This is a genomic window from Salipaludibacillus aurantiacus (assembly GCF_900111295.1).
Lineage (GTDB): Bacteria > Bacillota > Bacilli > Bacillales > Salisediminibacteriaceae > Salipaludibacillus > Salipaludibacillus aurantiacus.
The window spans coordinates 1-14856 of record NZ_FOGT01000029.1 but is presented as its reverse complement, the minus strand read 5'-3'; the positions used below and the strand labels follow the sequence as shown (position 1 = coordinate 14856).

Here is a 14856-nt window from a genome sequence, read left to right as displayed (position 1 = left end):
TATCAGTTACAGTCAAAAAAACTGTCCTATTCTCTTCCACCTCTATCCAATTCAGAGTAAAATAAAATGTATTAAGCTTATCAGAGAGTGTTGTGGCTATTATGCGTATTTTTATCGGAAATTTGTTTATTTTAATTTTTATCAGTGTCTTCTCCTTACTGTTTATGGAGATGACTAAAGAATTATCTTCTGTCCAGTCCTTTCACCACGTCCTTGAAGAGTCAGTAGCACTTGAAGATGTCCGCCTCTCCAGTAACAGTCTTATTCTAGACAGACATGGCAATGCCATCTCTGACGTTTTTACAAGCGAGAACAGAATTTCGCTTCCATTTGAAAAAATCCCCACGTCCGTTGTAAATGCATTTGTTGCAGCTGAAGACCAGTCTTTCTATGAGCACCCAGGGTTTGATCTGTCAGGGATTGCCAGAGCTTTCATGGTAAATGTACAAAGCGGATCCATTGAGCAAGGAGGAAGCACAATTACTCAGCAGCTAGCAAGAAACCTCTATTTATCCCATTCTCAAAACTACGAACGCAAGCTGTCAGAATTGCTTTATTCTTATCAGATCGAACGTGATTTTTCCAAAGAAGAAATTATGGAACTATACATAAACTCTGTCTATTTCTCAAATGGAGTATACGGGATAGAAGCCGCAGCTAACTATTACTTCGGCCTCTCTGCACAGGACCTTTCGTTAGCTCAAATCGCCTTTTTATGTGCGGTGCCAAACAATCCTTCCCATTATAATCCTTTAACTGGCAAAGAGGCTGTTCACGAGCGGAAAGCGTGGATCCTGCAAAAAATGTACGAACAGGGCTTTCTCGAAAATGATGAATTAGAGACGGCTTTAGAGGAAGAAATTGTGCTCCATACTTTTGTAAAGAAAGATCAGTACCCTGATTATGTGACCTATGTTTTATATGAACTTGAACAGCTTATTTCCCACGAGGAAGGATACGCTCAGCGTCTGCGGACGTCAGGCAATAACGAAGAACGTGCAGACATAACTGCCTCTTTAAAAGCACGCGTTCAGGAAGTACTGGCGAGTGGAATTACTATTGAAACAGCTCTTGTTCCCGAAATCCAGGCCCATACAGTCTCAACGGTCAATGATCATTTGTCTCACACGGATACCCAAGGGGCAGTATCAGTTATAGACCACCACTCATCCGAGATTGTCGCTATCACTGGTGGTACTTCCTACAATAAATTTGATTTTCACCGGGGGTTTCAAGCCTTTCGCCAGCCGGGCTCAGCTATTAAACCTCTCCTCGTATTTGCCCCGTTTCTGGAAGAGACTAATGCGGGGATTAACTCAATTATTGACGCCAGCCCCATCAAAAGAGGGTCTTACGAACCGCAAAACTTTGGAGGCGCCGTCTACGGAAAAGTTCCTCTTGAAGCGGCTTTTAAGCATTCATATAACACAGCGGCCGTAAGGATCTTAGATATGGTTGGTGTTGAGGAAAGCTTTTCATATTTAAATAACTTTGATTTCAGCAGAGTCACGTCAGAGGATCAGCGGCTGCCGGCAGCTTTAGGCGGCTTTTCAATGGGCATGTCAGTGAATGAAATGACACAGGCCTATACCGTTTTTGCAGCCAAGGGTATATACACTCCCCCTAAAGCGATTCAAACAGTTAAAAATGCCGAGGGCGATATACTGTTTAAATGGGCCGAAACGAGTAAAGAAGTATGGAATGAAGAGACGATAAACAAAATGAACAAAATGCTGGAAAAGGTTACGTCTGAGGGGACCGGAAGAGCTGCCCGTTTTAACACACAAGGTTATATTGGAGGAAAAACAGGGACAACCAACGATTTTCAGGATTTATGGTTTATCGGTTCTTCCAGCCAATATACAGCTGGGGTGTGGATAGGAAAAGATGAGCCCGCCTCCCTTTACAGGGAAAGCGAGAACAATCTGCACACAAACTTATGGCGGGAAATTATGAAGGGGTTTCATTAAAAAATGCTCTTAAGGACTCTGCGGAGAAGTGTTTGGGCTGGACGGAGGAGCCTCTCTCACAATGAAGCCGGTACACACGTCGCAAAGGCTTAAACCGGAAGGCTTGCAATTAAACTGTTGTAAAGTTTCACAACAGCGTAAATGACTGCAACACCGAATGCAAACCAGAAAAACAAATGGAAAAATACGAGACTTATTATAGCGGAAAAAGATATTGAGGCGCTAACTTTATAAATAAAATAAATGAAGTAAATAAAACTTGTGAGAGAGAATACACCAAGCAGAGCAAGAATGTCCAGTGAAGCGGCTAAGGAAATAACTCCTCCTGCTAAATAGATCCACGTCCCTGCACGAACTTTTTTCAAATCCGCTCCCTCTTCATCTTTCGAAAAAAACAAAAGGGAGAGTTCATTAACAGTATTAGCGATAAGTTTGAGGGCTGCAAAAAGCATAAAGAAAAATAGCCATAAAACAAATAGCAAGGTTAAATGAATCCCTCTTTCAGAAAAAAATTCAATCATCCCGGTGTACAATCCTATGTTCTCTAAATAAGAAACAATAAGCCTCTCACTATAAACAGAAAACGAAAGACTGAATAAAATAATAGAAAATAACGGAAAATGGCTCGTTAAATACGCATTTCTCATGTCATACTCCTGCTCCTCATAGTCTTACAGAATGCCAAAAATAATAAAACCGAGTGCGCGCACTCGGTTTTTCATTTACCGTACAGGCTCTTATAAATGGTGAACGGCTTCATAAGCATAGATCTTATTTCCGGAGGTCGGGCTCTTATCAAGATTTTCTCTTCTTTTCTTATGTGCTTGTTTAAAAGCGTCACTATTAACCCAATTTTCGTAATCTGTTTTCGATGCCCACTTTGTCATGACGATCTGGAAGTTTTCATCTTCTTCCGGGTTAAGAAACATAAAGTCAAGACAACCTGGTACTTGCTTCATTTTTTCAGCGCTTTCAGCAAAACGGGCCGCTACATTTTGACGCCCTTCTGCAGGCACATGCAGTTCATTCATAACAACGTACATAGTATCGTATCCTCCTTTAACTATCTCATATTATACGACATAAGAGAGGGTTTTCAAAGATTTTCCTTAACCCTGCGGATTTTTGCATTGTTCCTTTCTTTCTTGCGAAAAAAATGGTATATTGAAAAACAGATACTGTTAAAGGGGGCTTATTAATATGGGACTTATCCTGATTTTAGGCGTGTGCCTGGCATTCCTTGTCGCCATATTTACCGCTGGCTATAATTCTAATCCTCATAAAAACTAATAAGTACTTAAAACGGCAAAAAACCTGTTGTGACAAATCACAACAGGTTTTTAGTTTACTCTTCAGTCTTTGAGACTTGCGTACTAATCCAGACACGGAAATGCCTGCTGCCTTAATGCTTCATAAACGACAATAGCGGCCGTATTAGATAAGTTCAGGGATCTGATTTTATCTGTTTGAGGAAGACGGAAACAGCGCTCTTCATTGGACTCTGTCAACTCTCTTGGGAGCCCCTTTGTTTCTTTTCCAAAAACAAAAAAATAGTCTTTTCCGGTGTCACTGTAATCAAATTCGTAATAATTTTTCGTACCGATGGTTTCGATATAAAAAAATTCACCTTCGCTGTACTTTTCAATTAATTCTTCCATAGAGTCATAGTGGTTAACTTCTACATTGGGCCAGTAGTCGCACCCGGCTCTTTTCAGCATCCGGTCATCCGTGGAAAACCCTAACGGGTGAATTAAATGTAAAGCTGTATTTGTGCCGGCACACGTCCGGGCAATATTCCCTGTATTTGCCGGTATTTCCGGTTCATGTAAAACAACGTGCAGTCCCACCTGTATTCACCTCTGTCTTTTCTTCAAACTTCCAAAAGCTATCTTACCATGTCCTTAAACGAAAAGAAAGAAGCTTCATGTTAAGTTGAAGCTTCCAGCGTACTGATGAACCGCTTTAATTCTTCTTGTGAAATATCTGTTCCGATTACTTGATAAAAAGGGACCTTTCCATTTACTTCACTGAACAGATCCTTTTTTTGCACAAAGGTATATTGAACCGTTGGAGTCGGTTCCATGAAAAAAGCCAGCTCTCCAACAAAATCTTCTACTTCGACTACTTTATTACTTTCCAGAACCTGAACTGTAGAAGATCTGTTAGACAGGACATAGTTTCTGAGTTCTTCTAAATCAAGGCCTTGTATGTTCTGGTCCTGAATCAGTTCGACGCGTCCTTCTTCATTATTATGAAAGGTAGTTACGAGAAGCCGGTCCTCATAAACCGTTTCTTCTACGTCCCAGTCTTCAAGCATCTCTTCAGGAAATAAAACGGGAAAAGGGAGATCCCGCTTCGCCTGAGAAAGTGTGTTTTCTGCCTGAGTACAAGCACCCATAATTAACAGTAGGACAGCTATCAGACTTGTTTTTACTAAGTTGATTTTTATCATAGATTTCACACCGCAGCTTTTTAGAGTTCTATTATTCTCACAAAATTAATTTATATGAACTTTCACCTGACATTAATAACCATAATAAGATGCCAATATCCATTATTACTATACCATACTGGCGTCCCTGAATGTGAGTGTCTAAAGAATGAGCTCTCATTCACAGCAAGTAAATTAACCCGTAATATGAAAAAACTTGTATCTGATTTCAGGGGTCCAGGCAGTAGAGTCTTCGTAAGCCCAATACCTCATTCTGCTGTTCGTCGTATGGGCATTGACGAGCGGCATATAGTCCGCATCTTTATCAACGACAATAGTCGTGTGCTGCCACCGGTCATCACCGGTAAAATCATAACAGATGACATCTCCCTTCATCAGTTCTTCGGGGGAGTTCACTTCCACTGCTCTTAATCCTTTATTTGAACCGCTTAAATACCAGCGTAAAGAATGGGCAACTGACCAGCTAAAGCTCCACTGGGGCTCCTGATACCACCAGCCCTGGTTCCTTACAGGCAGCCCCCGCATAGGAGCTCCTCCCGCCTTTAAACATTGGGATATATAATTGGTACAATCATTTTCAAATCGCCTGTAGGCAGGGTTATAATCATTCCACCATCTTTCTGCGTATCTGACGGCTGCCAGCCTGTTATAACTGAACCTGATTTCTGCATCAGAATGATCTCTTGACTGTGTCTGATTAAGTCCTTCATTTTCAAAATACTCTTTTTCACACGTGCCAAAAAAGCCGTCCGGCTCCAAAACGTAATCATCTATTAATTCTCCGTTGTCTATGACAGCTCTTCTCGCCTGTATTTGAGTTTCAAGATAAGGTTTATTTTTATGGTAAATAAAATGTTCGAGCGTCACAAGGTAATCAAGTAATGTTCTGTAAGAGGACTGGTGGTGGTTAATAATATATCCGTCGACCATATTTTTTACAATTTTTGCTTCGCGGCGTTTTAAATTAGCCAGTTTTCTCTCAGCTGCCTCAGCCTCATCTTCCCTTACAAAAGGTAATGTTATCTCTGCTTTTTCTCCGCCGGATATATAAGGATAGCAGCTGTTTTCCCAATAATTTTTCATAACCTCCATAATATCTTTCATTGCACAATCCCTCCCCGTAGCCATTCATACTATACTTATTCGGCTGAGGGGGAGGTTCATTCATATAAACGGCAAAAACCCCTCACTGCCTTAAAGCAATGAGGGATTAAGAGAGGTTTATCAAGATGTCAGTTTTTCAAAAGCTCCTTCAAGTCTCAATAATATTTCCTTTTTATCCAAACCGCCACCATATCCAACCATTGCCCCGTTAGAACCAATGACACGGTGGCATGGAATAATGATTGGGACTGGGTTTTTGTTATTTGCTCCGCCAATCGCTCTTACAGCTTTTGGAGCTCCTATTTCACTCGCAATTTGCTTGTATGATTTAGTGCTCCCGTAAGGAATGTCTTTTACTTTTTCCCAAACAAGTTTCTGGAACGTCGAGCCGATCAAATCGAGCGGTAAATCAAAGGTCTTTCTCTCTCCTGAAAAGTATTCGGCAAGCTGGTGTTTCTCTTCGACCAAAGCAGCCGGGTCTTCAGCCAATTCCCCATTTATATGCATCTTTCTCAATTTTGCTTTTATCGACGCACACGCGCTGCTAACTGAACCGAATTCAATAAAGCATATACCTTTTTCAGATTTTGCCAAAGTAAGCGTACCAATCGGACTATCCATTTCACTGTAATAAATACGTGGCCGAAGTGTCATTAAAGCCCCTCCTTCAGTTCAGCTAGAAAATATCATACTGAACTTTTCTCATGCTTTCCAAGTCGATTTGAATCCATTTTAAGCTTTTTTAGCGCGTTATCTATCTCAAACTCAGCCTCAGAGTCATTTTCTCTTTCTTTCGCTCTTTTAAGCTCGCTGAGTGTCTCATTATCCTGAGATATTTCAGCTGCTGCCCAGGCCGCTGTTCCCCGTATGACCGGACGCGGATCTTCCCTTATCAATTTATACAAAAGGGGCAGAGCTGAGTGTTCCTTATAGTGGGCCAGGGCTATAATGGCATTTCTCTGAATCGGTTTTTTTCCCCTCCAGGCTCCTGAAATATTCCCAAAGGTTTTTTTGAATTCCCTGTTACTCATTGTCAGTAAAGGTTCAAGTTTCGGTTTAACTACTTCAGGATCCGGCTCCATTTCCGGATGGTTATGAGTATCTTTTCCTTTATTCTCCGGGCAGACAACCTGGCAAGTATCGCATCCGTACAATCTGTTTCCGATTTTTTTCCGGTACTGCTCCGGCAGAAAATCTTTCGTCTGAGTTAAAAAGGCAATGCATTTATTAGAATCCAGCTGGCCCCCCTGAACTAAGGCCCCTGTCGGGCAGGCGTCTACACATTTATTGCATGTGCCGCACTGATCCGTTAAAGGCTGGTCGTCCGGAATGTCAACTGTTGTAATCAATTCTCCTAAATAAACGTAAGAACCAAATTCAGGGGTAATGATCGCGCAATTTTTGCCGCTCCATCCGATTCCCGCTCTTTCAGCAACTGCCCGGTCAGAAAGTTCTCCTGTATCCACCATAGATACATTCCTCGAAGACGGAACTCGCTTTTGAATGAACTCTTCCAGGAGTTTAAGCTTGCGCCGCAAAATATGGTGGTAATCTTCCCCCCAGGAAGCCCGGCAAAAAATCCCCCGGCGCTCCCCTTTTTTGGATTTCGGAGCTTCCTTCATTTTAGACGGATAAGCGAGTGCTATAGCAATAATTGTTTTTGCTTCCGGAAGCAGCTGGTCCGGTTCAGTCCGTTCTTTAATAGTCCCTTTTTCAAACCCTGACTCAAACCCTGACTTTTGCTGAACTTCCAGCCTAGATTTTAAAGTAACAAAAGGATCAGCCGAAGCAAAACCAATTTTATCAATACCTATAAGCTTACTGTATGCAATTAACTCTTTTTTTAATTGGGTATTTGCCACGGATTTCCCTTCTTTCTGTTATAAAATAAAAAACTTTTATGAAATACTAAAAAGCAGCGTTTCCCGGCAAAAGAAACACTACTTTTAAAATTGCCTAATTTATGTATTATATCATGTCATACTGGAGCGGGTGAAGGGAATCGAACCCTCGTCATCAGCTTGGAAGGCTGAGGTTTTACCACTAAACTACACCCGCTTATTCTTATGGACAGACTTTTAAGGCTTTCTGGCCCGCCAACCTCTCAATGCACTATTTATTCTACTCCCCTCCTTTTCATAAGTCAATGTGACGGATCCATAAGTTAAAGTTACGGAAAAAGTAGTTAGTTTTCCAATAATACGTTATTAATCAGCAATTTTAGGTAATACATATACCGTGATGGTTAAAATTATTCGGAGGTGAATAAAATGAGCTTTGATTATACTGTTGAAAGCAGCAAAAAGCCGGTAGAACTTATGGAATCACTTGAAGGTGAGTTAAAAGAAGAAGGATTCGGGGTCCTCTGGTCCTTCAATGTGAAAGAAAAGCTTCAGGAAAAAGGACTCGATTACAACGATAACTTTCATATCCTTGAAGTATGCAACCCTAAAGATGCCCAGGAGATACTCGGACACTCCAAACTAGCCGGTTACTTCCTTCCTTGTAAAGTTGTTGTTTATGAAGATGAGGGAAAAACATACGCAGGTATGCCTCAGCCTTCAACTTTAATGGATTTTATTGATGACACTGAGGTGCATAAATTGGCCAATGATGTAGAAAAACGAATGATCAACTGTTTAGAAAAAGCGAAATAAATTTTTAAGTTGAGGTGAAAGAATGAAATTTTCTGATATAAACAAGCAGCAGCAAGATGGACAACCTAAACAGATGCAACAAAGACAACCGGGATTTGAAAGTGAAATGAACCCTGAACCAATTTACGATGATCCTGAATATAAAGGAACTGGGAAATTACAGGATAAAGTAGTGATCCTGACAGGCGGTGACAGCGGCATCGGCCGTGCCGTCGCAGTAGCCTTCGCTAAAGAAGGCGCAAAACTTTCCATCATTTATGCAGACGAGCATGAAGATGCCCAAAAAACAAAAGCCCTTGTAGAAAAGTATAATGGTGAATGTCTGCTCATTCCGGGAGATGTTGGGGAAGAAGCCTTCTGTTTCTCAGCTGTCAAAAAGACTGTGGATCATTTCGGACAGCTTGACTGCCTGATCAACAATGCAGCTGAACAGCATTTCCAGGAAAACATTGAGGATATTTCGCTAGAGCAGTTTGACAGAACATTTAAAACAAATATTTACGGAGCTTTTCATTTTATTAAAGCTGCCAAACCCCATTTAAGAGAAGGCAGTACCATTATTAACACCGTATCCGTTGTTGCTTATGAGGGCATGCCTGTACTCATGGACTACTCTGCTACAAAAGGTGCTCTTCTCGCCTTGACACGCTCTTTATCTGAAAACATGGTTTCAGAAGGAATCAGAGTCAACGGAGTAGCCCCAGGACCTATCTGGACCCCTCTAATTCCTGCCTCCTTCCCTGCAGATAAAGTGGCTGAATTTGGTACGGACAGTCCTATGGGAAGACCGGGACAACCAGTAGAATTAGCGCCAGCTTATGTTCATCTCGCTTCCGAAGATTCTTCTTACATGTCCGGGCAGGTTATTCATATTAACGGCGGGAAAATCGTAAATGGTTAAAAAAAGATAACGAATTTAAATTAGAGCGCCTGTTCCTTTCTGAAGGAATAGGCGTTTTTTTATTGAAAAATGATTTGTTATTTTTTCAGCTCACCAGTGGAACGAAGTAATCAAAAAGAACACAGACGGATTTATGGTATAATCTTTTCTTTAAAAGTAACGTTTTTTTCCATCTATAATTTCTCCCGAACAGAGAGACGATAAGACTAATCGTTTAAAATAAGGAGAGAGATGGATGAAAAATAAACTCATATTAATTTGTTTTGTCTGTTTAACGACATTCATGGCTATTGGCTGCAATGTGGATAACCAGAACGCCATGGATATGGGAGGACATGAAGCCAGCCCTCACCGCGGCGGGCAGGCGGACTCGTTTTATTTATCTGCTGAATCAACAGATATACCGAGCCACAGTTTTCCGCATACGAGAGCAGTTAAAATCCAGGATGCGGTCTTTGAATTTGAAATTGATCCAGCACAATTTCACTTGGAAGACCTTTATGACCTGGATCTCGATTTGAGTGCAGTAGACCTGAATGCTCTTGAACAGCAATTAAGAGAACACTTGCAACGTGGAGGACAAGAGCGTATCGAACTTGAAATCCCGCAAAGGCAGCAAGCCCCTGAAGCCAGTCCTGAAGAGGCCGCTCCAGAACAACAGCCGGAAGAACCTCAGCAGGCAGAGCAGCCTCAGCAACAGCAACCTGGAACCCAACAAGCAGAGCAGCCTCAGCAACAGCAACCTGGAACCCAACAAGCAGAGCAGCCTCAGCAGCAGCAACCGGGGACACAACAGGCAGAACAGCCTCAGCAACAGCAGACAGAAGAGCCCCGCCAGGCAGAAACTCAGCAGCAAACGCAAGGACTTCGCCAGGAAGAACGTCGTGTCATTGAACTGACAAATAATCACCGCAGAGAAGCAGGCTTGTCAGAACTCCAGGCAGACGTGGAATTAAGCAATGTGGCACGCCGAAAATCGACAGATATGCAGCAAAATAATTACTTCTCTCACACAAGTCCAACTTATGGATCGCCATTTGATATGATCAGAGACCACGGGATTACTTATAATGCCGCTGGTGAAAATATAGCCCAAGGCCAAAGATCCCCTGAAGAAGTCGTACAAGCGTGGATGAATAGTCCGGGGCACCGTCAAAATATACTGAACCCGAATTACACTCATATAGGTGTGGGATATGAGCCGGCCGGCAACCACTGGACACAGATGTTCATAAGCAGATAAAGGAGACGGGCATGTACCATGAGAGGTACATGCCCGTTTGATATCTCAGCTCATTTTTTTCTTGTTAAAAAACCATTTCTGTTTTTTCCAGTCATTATCTCCAGTTTTAAGGCTTTTAATAAATCCGGTCTTCTCAATTTCCTCTAATAATTGATGAACTGTTTCCCCGTCTTCTTTTCCTTTGAATACTTTATCAGCGAGAACCGGGGCAGTAAGCTTTTCACGTGAAGCTTCTTCCCGCAGATAAAGAAGCAGTTTCACCCGTTTTTTTTGCCTCTTCTCCTCTTTGTAGCCACCCGTAAATAGCTTCTTCAGCGGATCGGCTGCGATAACACCGATAATTATGCCGGTGATGATTAAAAGTAAATCATAAATAACCATTTCTTACTGTCCTCTTTTCTTTATTATCTTTTTTATTTTAGCTTATAACAGAAAGAAATTTAAGGATTAATCGTATTTTAACCTTCTCATTAAATACAGATTTTGAAAAATAAGTTTAAATGTAATACATATACGGGTAACAGACCTCCAAGTTATCTTTTACAGGAGAGTGATAATAATGGCAGATTTACCGGCTACAAATAAAAGGGTGAAAAAGCATACTAAAGAAGAAATTAATTTGGAAGTCAAAGAACAGATTCAGCAGAACGTCGACTATTATAAAAATAAGAGTCCTGAGGAAATTTCGGGTCGCTTAGAAGAATTAGATCAGGAGTGGGATACAGAAAGAGTTCTGGAAGCCAATGCGGCAAGCCTTGTCATTGCAGGCAGTATTCTCGGCGCAACTGTAAGCAGAAAGTGGAATATACTCCCCGGCATTGTAGGAGGATTTTTATTGCAGCACGCTCTTCAAGGCTGGTGCCCTCCGCTCTCGGTTATTAGAAGAGCCGGCGTCAGAACTGAGGCTGAAATTCAGGAAGAAAAAAATGCTTTAAAAGAACTTAGAGGCGATTTCCATTAAAAATTAATATTTCTAAAAAGTTTTAAGAAAGAGAACCATAACCCTTGAACAGGTAGTGGTTCTCTTTTTTCGTTTGATCCCCACGGCTAACAAATAAAAAGCATATTCACCCTCCAGCCTGCTATATAAACAGCCGATTGTCGAACTTTGTATAACCAATCTATATAGCTAATATTTGGAATAAATAGTATAATTTAAGTATAGAAGAAAGGAAAGAAGGTGAGGAAAATGTAAGTATTTCAGGTTTTTTTAAGTCAGATGGCAGTATTTTTGTTAATAAGATTACCCACACTAAAGGGATTGATGCTTTAGAAGTACTAAGTAATCATTTTTATCACTGTTCCCTGTCATTTACGTCTGATTTTTTGTAATCCGGTTATACTTCACACACCTCCTTAAATGTTCGCCGACTCTCTTCTAAGTCGCAACCGTACGATAACCTAATTAATAGCTTCTCAGCCAACTTACCCTCCTCCCCCCTCTTTCATATTATTTATACTTACTAAGTTAAAGACTGCTGGAAACCAGAGAAGACGCAGCCCGCAGGCTGCTTATAAGCTAATAGCACGCAAGTGGTTAACTTAAGACTGAAAATTCACTGATTGATCGTCGTCTCATTTGTCAGAATAATCGCATTTTTCCCAGCCAGGTAACTGGACAACCGTTGGCACATATATATTAGTAACTTAATGAAATGGGGAATGAGACATGTTCAAAAAAATTATAATCTGTTTTCTGGCCGGATTACTATTCTTTGTATGGCTTATACCACCTCCCTCTGCCGCAGCCTCCAGCAGTTCAAATCAGTTAATTATTATTAATAAATCTAATAATCAGCTGGCATTCTATGAAAATAACACCCATATGCGGACATTCAGTGTAGCAACAGGAAGGTCTGCAAACCTCACGCCAGAAGGGAATTTTAGAATTGTCAATAAAATTATTAACCGTCCTTACTATAAAGGAAACATCCCTGGAGGCCACCCGTCGAATCCTTTAGGAAACCGCTGGCTCGGTATCAATGCGAACGGTACAAATGGCAACACCTATGCGATCCACGGCAATAATAATTCCTCATCCATAGGCACTTACGCCAGCGCAGGATGTGTACGCATGCACAATAATGAAGTTAAGTGGCTGTATGACAAAGTTAAAGTAAATACTCCAGTGGTCATTGTCTCGTCCTCAAAATCGTTCAATTCTATTGCAAAAGCTAACGGCTATTCACTTGATGGAAAAAGCAGTTCTGTTCCTGTCACTTCAGCCGTAACACTGCGGCGGGGAAGTAGAGGAACGAGTGTAAAACAACTTCAGGAGCAATTGACCAAACTTGGTTATAATACTAGAGGGGTTGACGGCATCTTCGGACCAGGCACAGAATCAGCTGTTAAGAAGTTCCAGAAAGATAAAAAGCTGGCTGTAGACGGGGTGGTTGGACCTCAGACAAGAACAGCTGTTTATAACAGTAAAACTACAGGAACCAAGTCATCCACTGCTAAAAAGAATTCTGGCAGCACTTCTGCTTCCCAGGTTCAGCAAGCCACTATCAGACAAGGAAGCCGCGGGGCAGCTGTCACTGAACTGCAAAAATCATTGAGGCAAAAAGGATACAAAATTACATCCGTCGATGGCATCTTCGGCCCGGAGACAAATAATGCGGTCAGGAAATTTCAACGTGATAAAAAGCTAAGCGTAGACGGAATCGTCGGTCCACAAACTTGGAAAGCTTTAAAATAACGACAATCCCCCTTTATTTGAAGGGGGATTTTTATAATGGATTGGCTAGTGAGCGGATCTCTGGTACTAGTTTAATCAGTATGTGGAAACAGTGAAGATTGCTGGATTAAAAAAAGCCTCTCACATAAGTGAGAAGCTTTGTTGTATGTATGGTACCGGTGGCCGGGGTCGAACCGGCACTCCCGAAGGAACACGATTTTGAGTCGTGCGCGTCTGCCAATTCCGCCACACCGGCACATCAAAATAAGTATATTAAAGTTGTCTGGTGCCGAGGGCCGGACTTGAACCGGCACGGTAATCACTTACCGCAGGATTTTAAGTCCTGTGTGTCTGCCAATTCCACCACCCCGGCATTACAAGAACATTATAGAATATAAAAAAATGGAGGCGGCAACCGGATTTGAACCGGTGATAAAGGTTTTGCAGACCTCTGCCTTACCACTTGGCTATGCCGCCTTCTGGAGCGGGAAACGGGATTCGAACCCGCGACCCCCACCTTGGCAAGGTGGTGCTCTACCACTGAGCTATTCCCGCATATTAAACTGGCAGGCCCAGCAGGATTCGAACCTGCGAATCACGGAATCAAAATCCGATGCCTTACCGCTTGGCTATGGGCCTAAAATATATAAATGGGGCGGCTGATGGGAATCGAACCCACGAATGCCGGAACCACAATCCGGTGCGTTAACCACTTCGCCACAACCGCCATAGTTTTCAATTGGCAGGGGCAGCAGGAATCGAACCCGCATCAAAGGTTTTGGAGACCTTCGTTTTACCATTAAACTATGCCCCTAAGTATAGCTTAATGAAGTAAATGGTGGAGGGGGAGAGATTCGAACTCCCGAACCCTGAGGGAGCGGATTTACAGTCCGCCGCGTTTAGCCACTTCGCTACCCCTCCGTAACAACATATTATATATTACAAAAAGATTACTAATTAGTCAATAGTAAAATTGAATGGTGCTGGCCAGAGGACTTGAACCCCCAACCTACTGATTACAAGTCAGTTGCTCTACCAATTGAGCTAGGCCAGCACTCAAAATGGTGGCTCGGGACGGAATCGAACCGCCGACACACGGATTTTCAGTCCGTTGCTCTACCGACTGAGCTACCGAGCCTCAGTAAATCTTATAAAATATTAATGGCGGTCCCGACGGGAATCGAACCCGCGATCTCCTGCGTGACAGGCAGGCATGTTAACCGCTACACCACGGGACCTCATGGTGTTATATTATGTATTTAGATATAAATTGGTTGCGGGGGGCGGATTTGAACCACCGACCTTTGGGTTATGAGCCCAACGAGCTACCAGACTGCTCCACCCCGCGACGATAATATATATACACTATGGTGGAGGATGACGGGCTCGAACCGCCGACCCCCTGCTTGTAAGGCAGATGCTCTCCCAACTGAGCTAATCCTCCATAACTGTGTTTTGATTAAAATGGTGACCCGTACGGGATTCGAACCCGTGTTACCGCCGTGAAAGGGCGGTGTCTTAACCACTTGACCAACGGGCCATTTTTTCTGGCGGAGAGCGAGGGATTCGAACCCTCGAGACGGGTTTAAACCGCCTACACGATTTCCAATCGTGCTCCTTCGACCTCTCGGACAGCTCTCCATAAAATGGCTCCACAGGTAGGATTCGAACCTACGACCGATCGGTTAACAGCCGATTGCTCTACCACTGAGCTACTGTGGAATAATGGTGCCCAGCGACGTCCTACTTTCACAGGGGGAGAGCCCCCAACTATCATCGGCGCTGGAGAGCTTAACTTCCGTGTTCGGCATGGGAACGGGTGTGACCTCTCCGCGATCGTCACTGGACATAT

The 14856-nt window shown here is 42.5% G+C and carries 14 protein-coding genes, 17 tRNA genes and 1 rRNA gene; 6 read left to right on the top strand and 26 right to left on the bottom strand.

Annotated features, from left to right (window positions below; genetic code table 11):
- The first annotated feature begins 101 nt into the window (after positions 1-101).
- Positions 102-1970, top strand: coding sequence for a transglycosylase domain-containing protein (locus tag BMW59_RS20830; RefSeq protein ID WP_093056166.1), 1869 nt, complete (start codon positions 102-104; stop codon positions 1968-1970).
- A gap of 89 nt (positions 1971-2059) precedes the next feature.
- Here BMW59_RS20830 and BMW59_RS20825 read toward each other — a convergent pair whose 3' ends face one another.
- From BMW59_RS20825 to BMW59_RS20790, 8 genes are all read right to left on the bottom strand, one after another.
- Positions 2060-2617 carry a DUF5366 family protein gene (locus BMW59_RS20825; RefSeq protein ID WP_093056164.1) on the bottom strand — a complete coding sequence of 186 codons (558 nt, stop codon included), beginning with the start codon at positions 2615-2617 and terminating at the stop codon, positions 2060-2062.
- A gap of 90 nt (positions 2618-2707) precedes the next feature.
- Positions 2708-3013 carry an antibiotic biosynthesis monooxygenase family protein gene (locus BMW59_RS20820; RefSeq protein ID WP_093056162.1) on the bottom strand — a complete coding sequence of 102 codons (306 nt, stop codon included), beginning with the start codon at positions 3011-3013 and terminating at the stop codon, positions 2708-2710.
- Positions 3014-3343: 330 nt separating this feature from the next.
- Positions 3344-3817: a tRNA (uridine(34)/cytosine(34)/5-carboxymethylaminomethyluridine(34)-2'-O)-methyltransferase TrmL gene (gene trmL / locus BMW59_RS20815; RefSeq protein WP_093056160.1), complete on the bottom strand. Its 474-nt coding sequence runs from the start codon at positions 3815-3817 to the stop codon at positions 3344-3346.
- A gap of 80 nt (positions 3818-3897) precedes the next feature.
- On the bottom strand, positions 3898-4422 hold the full coding sequence (locus tag BMW59_RS20810; protein WP_093056158.1) for a hypothetical protein: 525 nt from the start codon (positions 4420-4422) through the stop codon (positions 3898-3900).
- A gap of 174 nt (positions 4423-4596) precedes the next feature.
- Positions 4597-5526 (bottom strand): amidase domain-containing protein, encoded by a 930-nt coding sequence (locus BMW59_RS20805; RefSeq protein WP_093056156.1) that lies wholly within the window; start codon positions 5524-5526, stop codon positions 4597-4599.
- Between the two features lie 120 nt (positions 5527-5646).
- Positions 5647-6180: a methylated-DNA--[protein]-cysteine S-methyltransferase gene (locus BMW59_RS20800; RefSeq protein ID WP_093056154.1), complete on the bottom strand. Its 534-nt coding sequence runs from the start codon at positions 6178-6180 to the stop codon at positions 5647-5649.
- Between the two features lie 32 nt (positions 6181-6212).
- Entirely contained in the window at positions 6213-7388 is a 1176-nt protein-coding gene (gene queG / locus BMW59_RS20795) for a tRNA epoxyqueuosine(34) reductase QueG (RefSeq protein ID WP_093056152.1), read from the bottom strand.
- Positions 7389-7510: 122 nt separating this feature from the next.
- Positions 7511-7584, bottom strand: a tRNA-Gly gene (locus BMW59_RS20790).
- Positions 7585-7796: 212 nt separating this feature from the next.
- Here BMW59_RS20790 and BMW59_RS20785 point away from each other — a divergent pair.
- The 3 genes from BMW59_RS20785 to BMW59_RS20775 all read left to right on the top strand — a co-directional run bounded on the left by BMW59_RS20785 (position 7797) and on the right by BMW59_RS20775 (position 10327).
- The gene (locus BMW59_RS20785; protein ID WP_093056150.1) at positions 7797-8183 is read left to right on the top strand and encodes a DUF302 domain-containing protein; all 387 of its coding nucleotides are present in this window, start codon (positions 7797-7799) and stop codon (positions 8181-8183) included.
- Positions 8184-8205: 22 nt separating this feature from the next.
- Positions 8206-9084, top strand: a complete 879-nt coding sequence (locus BMW59_RS20780) for an SDR family oxidoreductase (protein WP_093056148.1) — start codon at positions 8206-8208, stop codon at positions 9082-9084.
- Positions 9085-9319: 235 nt separating this feature from the next.
- The gene (locus BMW59_RS20775) at positions 9320-10327 is read left to right on the top strand and encodes a CAP domain-containing protein (RefSeq protein WP_245733254.1); all 1008 of its coding nucleotides are present in this window, start codon (positions 9320-9322) and stop codon (positions 10325-10327) included.
- Between the two features lie 45 nt (positions 10328-10372).
- On the opposite strand, the gene BMW59_RS20770 is transcribed toward BMW59_RS20775, so the two are convergent.
- Positions 10373-10708 carry a hypothetical protein gene (locus tag BMW59_RS20770; RefSeq protein WP_093056146.1) on the bottom strand — a complete coding sequence of 112 codons (336 nt, stop codon included), beginning with the start codon at positions 10706-10708 and terminating at the stop codon, positions 10373-10375.
- Between the two features lie 178 nt (positions 10709-10886).
- Here BMW59_RS20770 and BMW59_RS20765 point away from each other — a divergent pair, with 178 nt between their 5' ends.
- On the top strand, positions 10887-11288 hold the full coding sequence (locus tag BMW59_RS20765) for a YgaP family membrane protein (RefSeq protein WP_177174460.1): 402 nt from the start codon (positions 10887-10889) through the stop codon (positions 11286-11288).
- A gap of 708 nt (positions 11289-11996) precedes the next feature.
- A complete protein-coding gene (locus BMW59_RS20760) occupies positions 11997-13025 on the top strand; it encodes a L,D-transpeptidase family protein (RefSeq protein WP_093056144.1) in 1029 nt (342 codons plus the stop codon).
- A gap of 150 nt (positions 13026-13175) precedes the next feature.
- Here BMW59_RS20760 and BMW59_RS20755 read toward each other — a convergent pair.
- The 17 genes from BMW59_RS20755 to rrf form a co-directional block, all read right to left on the bottom strand.
- A tRNA-Leu gene (locus tag BMW59_RS20755) sits at positions 13176-13260 on the bottom strand.
- 28 nt (positions 13261-13288) lie between these two features.
- Positions 13289-13377, bottom strand: a tRNA-Leu gene (locus BMW59_RS20750).
- Between the two features lie 30 nt (positions 13378-13407).
- Positions 13408-13481, bottom strand: a tRNA-Cys gene (locus BMW59_RS20745).
- Between the two features lie 3 nt (positions 13482-13484).
- Positions 13485-13559 (bottom strand) — tRNA-Gly (locus BMW59_RS20740).
- 9 nt (positions 13560-13568) lie between these two features.
- Positions 13569-13643: transfer RNA gene (locus BMW59_RS20735), tRNA-Gln, on the bottom strand.
- Between the two features lie 12 nt (positions 13644-13655).
- A tRNA-His gene (locus tag BMW59_RS20730) sits at positions 13656-13731 on the bottom strand.
- A gap of 13 nt (positions 13732-13744) precedes the next feature.
- Positions 13745-13818 (bottom strand) — tRNA-Trp (locus BMW59_RS20725).
- Between the two features lie 22 nt (positions 13819-13840).
- Positions 13841-13925: transfer RNA gene (locus BMW59_RS20720), tRNA-Tyr, on the bottom strand.
- A 57-nt stretch (positions 13926-13982) separates the two neighbouring features.
- Positions 13983-14058 (bottom strand) — tRNA-Thr (locus BMW59_RS20715).
- Between the two features lie 8 nt (positions 14059-14066).
- Positions 14067-14142, bottom strand: a tRNA-Phe gene (locus tag BMW59_RS20710).
- A gap of 24 nt (positions 14143-14166) precedes the next feature.
- Positions 14167-14242, bottom strand: a tRNA-Asp gene (locus BMW59_RS20705).
- 33 nt (positions 14243-14275) lie between these two features.
- Positions 14276-14352, bottom strand: a tRNA-Met gene (locus BMW59_RS20700).
- Positions 14353-14372: 20 nt separating this feature from the next.
- Positions 14373-14448 (bottom strand) — tRNA-Val (locus BMW59_RS20695).
- Positions 14449-14469: 21 nt separating this feature from the next.
- Positions 14470-14544, bottom strand: a tRNA-Glu gene (locus BMW59_RS20690).
- Positions 14545-14552: 8 nt separating this feature from the next.
- Positions 14553-14645: transfer RNA gene (locus tag BMW59_RS20685), tRNA-Ser, on the bottom strand.
- A gap of 6 nt (positions 14646-14651) precedes the next feature.
- Positions 14652-14726: transfer RNA gene (locus BMW59_RS20680), tRNA-Asn, on the bottom strand.
- 8 nt (positions 14727-14734) lie between these two features.
- Positions 14735-14851, bottom strand: a 5S ribosomal RNA gene (gene rrf, locus BMW59_RS20675).
- Positions 14852-14856: the final 5 nt, after the last annotated feature.

Coding starts and splice junctions, on each gene's coding strand:
- BMW59_RS20830 (WP_093056166.1), top strand. CDS start 102: ATGCGTATTTTTATCGGAAATTTGTTTATTTTAATTTTTATCAGTGTC.
- BMW59_RS20825 (WP_093056164.1), bottom strand. CDS start 2,617: ATGAGAAATGCGTATTTAACGAGCCATTTTCCGTTATTTTCTATTATT.
- BMW59_RS20820 (WP_093056162.1), bottom strand. CDS start 3,013: ATGTACGTTGTTATGAATGAACTGCATGTGCCTGCAGAAGGGCGTCAA.
- BMW59_RS20810 (WP_093056158.1), bottom strand. CDS start 4,422: ATGATAAAAATCAACTTAGTAAAAACAAGTCTGATAGCTGTCCTACTG.
- BMW59_RS20805 (WP_093056156.1), bottom strand. CDS start 5,526: ATGAAAGATATTATGGAGGTTATGAAAAATTATTGGGAAAACAGCTGC.
- BMW59_RS20800 (WP_093056154.1), bottom strand. CDS start 6,180: ATGACACTTCGGCCACGTATTTATTACAGTGAAATGGATAGTCCGATT.
- BMW59_RS20785 (WP_093056150.1), top strand. CDS start 7,797: ATGAGCTTTGATTATACTGTTGAAAGCAGCAAAAAGCCGGTAGAACTT.
- BMW59_RS20780 (WP_093056148.1), top strand. CDS start 8,206: ATGAAATTTTCTGATATAAACAAGCAGCAGCAAGATGGACAACCTAAA.
- BMW59_RS20775 (WP_245733254.1), top strand. CDS start 9,320: ATGAAAAATAAACTCATATTAATTTGTTTTGTCTGTTTAACGACATTC.
- BMW59_RS20770 (WP_093056146.1), bottom strand. CDS start 10,708: ATGGTTATTTATGATTTACTTTTAATCATCACCGGCATAATTATCGGT.
- BMW59_RS20765 (WP_177174460.1), top strand. CDS start 10,887: ATGGCAGATTTACCGGCTACAAATAAAAGGGTGAAAAAGCATACTAAA.
- BMW59_RS20760 (WP_093056144.1), top strand. CDS start 11,997: ATGTTCAAAAAAATTATAATCTGTTTTCTGGCCGGATTACTATTCTTT.